Raw genomic sequence first — 6,491 nt, 5'->3', positions numbered from 1 at the left:
GAAGGTGGTCGCGAGGAAGGCGATGCCCACGACCACGGAGGCGAGACCGGTGCGCAGCGTCAGGCCTCCGCCGGCGGTGCCGGTGCGGGTGCCCCCGGCGCTCCCGGTGCCTGGGGCCTGCCGCAGCAGACCTTCTCGCCGTCCCGCCCGGGATCGGGCGAGCCCGAGACCGAGGTCCTGGACTCCGCGGACGTGGAGGACGAGCACACCGGGCCCCAGCAGTCGCAGGTCCCGCCGCAGCAGGCGCCCCGCGCCCCGGAGCCGGAGCCGGTGCGCCCCCCGCGCATCGAGGAGCCGCCGTCGGACGATGACGACCTCGATCTGCCGTCCTTCCTGAAGTGACGTCTGCCTCCCTGGCGCGGGCCCCGCGGCTTCGCGGGGCCCGCGCCCTGTTCACGGGTCGCGCGGGAGGAGCGGGGACGGGCGACTTCGCCTCGCTGAACCTCGCGCGGCACGTGGGTGACGACGACGCGGTCGTCGAGCGCAACCGGGAGCTCGTCGGGGAGCGGATCGGCGCCCCGCTGGTGTTCGTGGACCAGGTGCACTCCGCGACGGTGCATGTCCTGCCCGCGCAGGGCCCGGTGCCCGTGGTCACCGCCGATGCGACCGTGACCCGGCGCACGGATACCGCCCTCGCGATCATGGTCGCGGACTGCCTGCCGGTGCTGCTGTCCGACCCGTCCGCAGGCGTGATCGCCGCGGCCCATGCGGGCCGGGCCGGGCTCCTCGGCGGGGTGCTCGAGAGGACCCTGGAGGCGATGGGCGACCTCGGCGCGACGCCGGAGGGCACCACCGCGGCGATCGGGCCCTCGATCTGCGGGCAGTGCTACGAGGTGCCGGGCTCGATGCGAGAGGACGCCGCCGCCGTGCTGCCCGCCACGAGATCGAGCACCCGGTGGGGGACACTCTCCCTGGACCTGCGCGCCGGTGCCGTCGACCTGCTCGCACGGGCCGGCGTCCCTGCGGAGGCGATCGACGCCGAGCATCCCTGCACTCTCGAGGACGAGGCCTACTTCTCCTACCGTCGCCAGGCCCGCACGGGCCGCTTCGCGGGAGTGATCCGGCGCCTCTGAGCGGGCACGACACGGTGGCGACACGCCGACGACATCCCGTACCCGTGGAAATCCCTGCGGTACTTTCGAACCCAAGGACTCTCGCGCACTCCCCGTGCTTCCCCGGAGTCCAGGTCAGCGTGAACAACAATCTGGGAGATCCGCGATGGGTAACTGGCGCAACGCCATGGTCGCGCTCGGCCTCGCCAACGAGGTCGACGACGAATTCTACGAGGACGAGCGGTACCGTCAGGACGAGGTCGCCGCTCCGACTCGCCGCACGGAGCGAGGCCCTGAGCCCGCACCCGAACGGGAGGCACAGGTGACTCCGATCCGCCAGCGCTCGAACGTCGTGGCCATGGCCCCAGCAGTGGAGGAGTCGATGCACCGCATCACCACGATCCATCCGCGTTCCTACAACGACGCGAAGGCCATCGGCGAGTCGTTCCGCGACGGGATCCCCGTCATCGTGAACCTCTCCGACATGCAGGACGGCGATGCCAAGCGCATGGTCGACTTCTGTGCCGGCCTCGTCTTCGGTCTGCGCGGCAGCATCGAGCGCGTCACGTCCAAGGTCTTCCTCCTCTCGCCGGAGTTCGTCCAGGTCGACGGAGACACCTCTGCCGACGAGGGCAGCTTCTACAACCAGAGCTGACCCTCCATGCAGCTCGTCGCCGGAGTGCTGTACCTCGCACTTCTGCTGTACATGATCGTGCTCATCGGGCGTCTGGTCCTGGAGTGGATCCAGTCCTACGCGCGTGAGTACCGCCCCAGCGGGATCGTGCTGGTGCTGTTCGAGGTCGTCTACACGCTGACCGACCCGCCCGTGAAAGGGCTGCGGCGCCTGATCCCACCGCTGCGCCTGGGCGCGATCGTCCTCGATCTGAGCCTCATGATCCTGCTCGTCGCGGGCTGGATCCTGCTCTCCGTGCTGTCCTCCCTCGCGAGCTGACCGCGCATCTGACTTCGCGATGGCCGGTGCGGCCGGCCGTCATGAGCGGTCCCAACATCCGCTAGGCTGTCGGCACCGCGCCCCACGCGCACCACGACCCCAGACTGACGAGAAGGTGACCCATGGCTCTGATGCCCGATGACCTGCTGTCCAAGCGGTTCACCCCGGTTCGGTTCTCCGAGGGCTATGACATGGACGAGGTGGACAACTACCTCGATAACGACATCCTGCCGCGCCTCCAAGAGCTGATCGACGAGAACAATCGACTGACCAAGGAGCTCGAGGAGGCGCACCACCGCATCGCCGAGCTCGACTCCGCCCCGGCCGCCGAGGCGCCCGTCGCCGCGGAGGGCTCCGCGACCGACGACCTCGTCGAGGAGACCCCGGCCACCGCCGCCGCCGTGCCCGCGGCGCAGGACCCCGAGGCGACGAGCCCGCAGGCCGCTGTCGAGGACGTTCCCGCCGAGGAGACCGCTGCGGAGACCGCAGCCCCCGTCCAGCAGGCCCCGGATCAGTCCGCGGCCGGCATCATCGCCCTGGCGAACCGTCTGCACGACGAGTACGTCAAGAACGGCGAGGACGAGCGCGATCGCCTCATCTCCGAGGCGAACGAGGAGCACACGCGCATCATCGGCGAGGCCGAGGAGAAGTCCCGGACCACGCTGGCCGATCTCGAGACCAAGAAGGCCGAGCTCGAGAAGACGCTCGAGGGCCTGCGGACCTTCGAGCGCGATTACCGCAACCGGCTGCGCAACTACCTGGAGAACCAGCTCCGCGATCTCGACACCAGCGAGACGCAGGACAAGCAGGCGAACTTCGGTCTGTGAGCCACGCTGACACCACGCCGACGAGCGCCGGGCCCTCGGGGTCCGGCGCTCGTCGCCGTCTGCCCCGAGGCGGTGTGCTCGGCGGCATGCTCCTGGTGGGAGGCGCCCTCGCGGTCGCCGACCAGCTCACGAAGAACTGGGCCGAGGCGAACCTCCACGAGCTCGTGCCGCAGCCGTTCCTCGGAGAGTTCCTGCAGCTGACCCTGCTGTACAACTCCGGGGCGGCCTGGGGGATGGGCTCGGGGATCACCCCGGTCGTCACCTGCCTGCAGGTGGCGATCGTCATCGGTGTGATCGTCTTCGCCGTGCGTGCCGTGCGCTCACCCTGGTACACGCTCGCCCTCGGACTGGTCCTCGGCGGCGCCCTGGGCAACATCCACGATCGCCTGCTGCGGCCGCCCGGCCCGTTCCACGGGGAGGTCGTGGACTTCCTCGAGCTGCCGCACTGGCCCGTGTTCAACGTGGCGGACATGGCCGTCGTGGGCGGGGCGCTCCTCATCGTGCTGCTCGGCGTGATCGGCCACGCCGCTGATCCGGCCGAGGTGGATGCAGAAGCAGAAGCGCGGGCGCAGGGCGAGAGCCCCACGGACTCCGTGGCGTCGCCCGACGACCCCGAGTCGCCGAAGGGGACCCGGTGAGCTCTTCCCGCACCCTGATGGTCCCCGACGGCCTGGCCGGTGAGCGGGTGGACGTCGGCATCTCCCGGATGCTCGGCCTCTCGCGCACCCGTGCCGCCGATCTCGTGAGCGCCGGTCATGTCCTCATCGAGGGCCAGGCCCCTGCCCGCTCCACGCGGCTCGAACCCGGCGCGATGATCTTCGTGGAGCTGCCCGACGAGAAGCCCACCGCCTCGGTGCGCCCCCAGATCGCCGAGGGGATGAGCCTCGTCCACCAGGACGACGACATCGTGGTGATCGACAAGCCCGTGGGCGTGGCCGCTCATCCCAGCACCGGATGGTCCGGCCCCACCGTGCTCGGTCACCTGGCCGCAGCCGGAGTGAGCATCCGCACCTCCGGCGATCCCGACCGGCAGGGGATCGTCAGCCGGCTCGATGTCGGCACCAGCGGACTGATGGTGGTGGCGCGCACGGAGCGTGCCTACACGACCCTCAAGGACGCTTTCCGAGCGCGGGAGGTCGGCAAGGTCTACCACGCCGTCTGCCAGGGCGCCCCGGACCAGCCCGAGGGCACCATCGAAGCCCCCATCGGGCGGTCCCCGCACCACGACTACAAGTTCGCGGTGCGCCGGGACGGCAAGCATTCGGTGACCCACTACTCGACGCTGGAGGCGCTGCACGGCGCGACGCTCCTGCGGATCCAGCTCGAGACCGGACGCACCCACCAGATCCGCGTGCACATGTCGGCCCTCCACCACCCGCTGGTGGGCGATCCGCTCTACGGCGCCGATCCCACTCTCGCCGAGAAGGTGGGGCTGATCCGGCAGTGGCTGCACGCGATGGAGCTCACCTTCCTCCATCCCGCCACCGGGGATCCCGTCACCTACACGTCGCAGTACCCGCGTGATCTGCAGGACTCTCTCGACTCCCTGCGCACGGTCTGATCCCGGCCCGCCGGAGGCGCGGGCGGGACTGGGTCGCGAACGACTACGGTCGTGTCATGAGCGACGAGCAGATCCCCAGCGCGCAGATCCCCAGCCCGCAGGACCCCGGTGCGCAGAATCCCAGTGCGCTGAGCCCTGCTCGCGATGCCGCCCTGGACCGTCAGGATTTTCCCTACCTCCGTGTCGCCCGACGCCTGGGCATCGACCCGGCCGACGCCGAGCTGGTGTTGCGCGATGACGGCGCGGCCCGTGCCGCCATCGCCCGCAGCGTGCAGGAGTATCTCGCAGCCGACGACGAGCTGCGCGCCGGTCGAGCCCCCACGACCGCGATGGGGAGGGACCCCGACTTCCCGACCGGCGTGGGCATGGCGCTGGTCGGCGCCGCAGTGCTGTGGGAGGCGCGCGATCTGGTGCCCCGGGTCGCCCTGCGGGTCGCCAAGGATCACTACGAGGACGGCGCCGACGAGCTGGCCGGCAGCTACATCGCCCTGGTGCAGGAGTCCGTGGACCCCGGCGAGGACTCCCGCGACGATGCCGTGGCCTGGGCGGCGCAGTCGCTGCTGGTCGCGGTGCTCCAGCGGTCCGGGCCTCCCGCTCAGGCGGACGAGATCGCGCGCGACCTCGCCGCCCATGCGATCCCGATCGACCTGTGGCGTGATGACGACCCGTCCCTGCCGGACGACTCGATGGCCTGGCACGGAGGCGCCTTCGTGGGCGGGATCCCGCCCCGGCGCGACGAGCGCTCGCTGAGCTACGAGGACGTCCACGACTACCTGGACATGCTGCTGGCGGAGACCCGCCGCCAGCACGAGGCGGAGGCCGAGGGGGACGACCGCTGACCGGTCGGCCGGTGCGAGGCGGGCCTGTCGTACGCTGAGCGCATGACTCAGCCCCAGGGTGCCCTGCTCACCGGCAGCGTGAACTACGACGACGCCGAGACGACGATGCGCACGGTCGCCGAGATCCTCGGCGCGCACGTGTCGCGGATCCCCGACGGAGAGGTCGGGAAGCGATTCCACTGGATCATGTTCCAGCCCGACGTGCTCGCACAGGCCGACGGCATCGAACGGGTGGGGGACGAGCCGATCCCGTTCCCCGCCGGCATCGACGCCCGCCCCCTGCGCCTCGCCGAGGGCATCGACGCCCGCAGCATCACGCTCCCGGCGCTCGGGTACGGAGCCGCTGCGGCGGAGTCCTACGCGATCTTCACCCGGCTCCGCGAGGAGGGCGTGGTCCCCGCCGGGGTGCGCTTCCAGATCTCCCTGCCCACACCGGTCGCCGTGATCTCCTCATTCTTCAGCGGCGAGGACAGAGCGGCCATCGAACCCGTCTACACCGAGGCGATGCTCGAGGAGCTCGACGACGTCCTCGAGGCGATCCCGCACGAGGACCTCGCGATCCAATGGGACGTGGCCAGCGAGATGGGGATTCTCGAGGGCGCCTCCGGCTACGGGGCCCTCATGGACCACTGGTGGGCCGGGGACGTGCTCGAGGGCGTCATCTCGCGCCTGGCCGCCCTGGTCGATGCCGTCCCGACCGGCGTCGAGGTCGGGATGCACCTCTGCTACGGCGACGCGGGGGAGAAGCACTTCGTCGAGCCGACCGACACCGCGACCCTCGTGCGGGTCGCGGATGCCGTGCTCGATGCGAGCGGCCGCGAGCTGTCCTGGCTGCACCTGCCGGTGCCGATCGACCGTGATGACCACGCGTACTTCGCACCGCTCGCCGAGCTCACCGAGGTCCCCGAGCTCTACCTCGGCCTGATCCATCGTGAGGACGGCGCCGAGGGCGCGCAGCGTCGCATCGCCGCGGCCTCCGAGGTGGTCCGTCAGGGCTACGGCGTCGCCACCGAGTGCGGCATCGGTCGTGCGCCCCATGGCAGCACGGAGGCGATCCTGCGCACGCACGCCGAGGTCGCCGCACCCCGCCGCTGACTCCGCAGCACCTGCCTGCACCGGCTGGCACCGGCTGGCACCGGTCGGCACCCACCTGCACCGGCTGGCGCTGGCCTGCCCCCGCCTGCACCGGCCTGCACCGGCCTGCACCGGCCGGCACCCGTCAGCACCGGGCCGGTGCTCCGGGGCATGCCGGTCCCGCGG

General features: G+C 71.2%; 8 protein-coding genes and 1 pseudogene. All 9 read left to right on the top strand.

The window, feature by feature from the left end:
* Positions 1 to 342 (top strand): annotated as a pseudogene (locus tag CIK81_RS15675) (hypothetical protein); the annotation flags it as partial.
* Positions 339 to 1,073, top strand: coding sequence for a peptidoglycan editing factor PgeF (gene pgeF, locus CIK81_RS15670; protein ID WP_096164103.1), 735 nt, complete (start codon positions 339 to 341; stop codon positions 1,071 to 1,073). The pseudogene CIK81_RS15675 and the gene pgeF, both read left to right, overlap by 4 nt.
* Positions 1,074 to 1,218: 145 nt before the next feature.
* Entirely contained in the window at positions 1,219 to 1,707 is a 489-nt protein-coding gene (locus tag CIK81_RS15665) for a cell division protein SepF (RefSeq protein WP_096164104.1), read from the top strand.
* Between the two features lie 6 nt (positions 1,708 to 1,713).
* The gene (locus tag CIK81_RS15660) at positions 1,714 to 2,004 is read left to right on the top strand and encodes a YggT family protein (RefSeq protein WP_096164105.1); all 291 of its coding nucleotides are present in this window, start codon (positions 1,714 to 1,716) and stop codon (positions 2,002 to 2,004) included.
* A 122-nt stretch (positions 2,005 to 2,126) separates the two neighbouring features.
* Entirely contained in the window at positions 2,127 to 2,831 is a 705-nt protein-coding gene (locus CIK81_RS15655) for a DivIVA domain-containing protein (RefSeq protein ID WP_114355875.1), read from the top strand.
* Positions 2,828 to 3,469 (top strand): signal peptidase II, encoded by a 642-nt coding sequence (lspA, locus tag CIK81_RS15650; protein WP_241964216.1) that lies wholly within the window; start codon positions 2,828 to 2,830, stop codon positions 3,467 to 3,469. The genes CIK81_RS15655 and lspA overlap by 4 nt, the downstream gene beginning before the upstream one ends.
* The gene (locus CIK81_RS15645; protein ID WP_096164107.1) at positions 3,466 to 4,392 is read left to right on the top strand and encodes an RluA family pseudouridine synthase; all 927 of its coding nucleotides are present in this window, start codon (positions 3,466 to 3,468) and stop codon (positions 4,390 to 4,392) included. Before lspA ends, CIK81_RS15645 begins: the two co-directional genes overlap by 4 nt.
* A gap of 56 nt (positions 4,393 to 4,448) precedes the next feature.
* Positions 4,449 to 5,231 (top strand): hypothetical protein, encoded by a 783-nt coding sequence (locus CIK81_RS15640; protein ID WP_241964215.1) that lies wholly within the window; start codon positions 4,449 to 4,451, stop codon positions 5,229 to 5,231.
* A 42-nt stretch (positions 5,232 to 5,273) separates the two neighbouring features.
* Positions 5,274 to 6,326, top strand: coding sequence for a hypothetical protein (locus CIK81_RS15635; protein ID WP_096164108.1), 1,053 nt, complete (start codon positions 5,274 to 5,276; stop codon positions 6,324 to 6,326).
* Positions 6,327 to 6,491: the final 165 nt, after the last annotated feature.

This window comes from Brachybacterium sp. JB7 (assembly GCF_003335205.1).
GTDB classification, from domain to species: Bacteria; Actinomycetota; Actinomycetes; order Actinomycetales; family Dermabacteraceae; genus Brachybacterium; species Brachybacterium alimentarium.
The sequence above is the reverse complement of the archived record's forward strand: the minus strand, read 5'-3'. Positions and strand labels throughout refer to the sequence as shown.

Bases quoted from the DNA above. Each gene is read 5' to 3' on its own strand.
- CIK81_RS15665 (WP_096164104.1), top strand. From the start codon at position 1,219: ATGGGTAACTGGCGCAACGCCATGGTCGCGCTCGGCCTCGCCAACGAG.
- CIK81_RS15660 (WP_096164105.1), top strand. From the start codon at position 1,714: ATGCAGCTCGTCGCCGGAGTGCTGTACCTCGCACTTCTGCTGTACATG.
- CIK81_RS15655 (WP_114355875.1), top strand. From the start codon at position 2,127: ATGGCTCTGATGCCCGATGACCTGCTGTCCAAGCGGTTCACCCCGGTT.
- CIK81_RS15640 (WP_241964215.1), top strand. From the start codon at position 4,449: ATGAGCGACGAGCAGATCCCCAGCGCGCAGATCCCCAGCCCGCAGGAC.
- CIK81_RS15635 (WP_096164108.1), top strand. From the start codon at position 5,274: ATGACTCAGCCCCAGGGTGCCCTGCTCACCGGCAGCGTGAACTACGAC.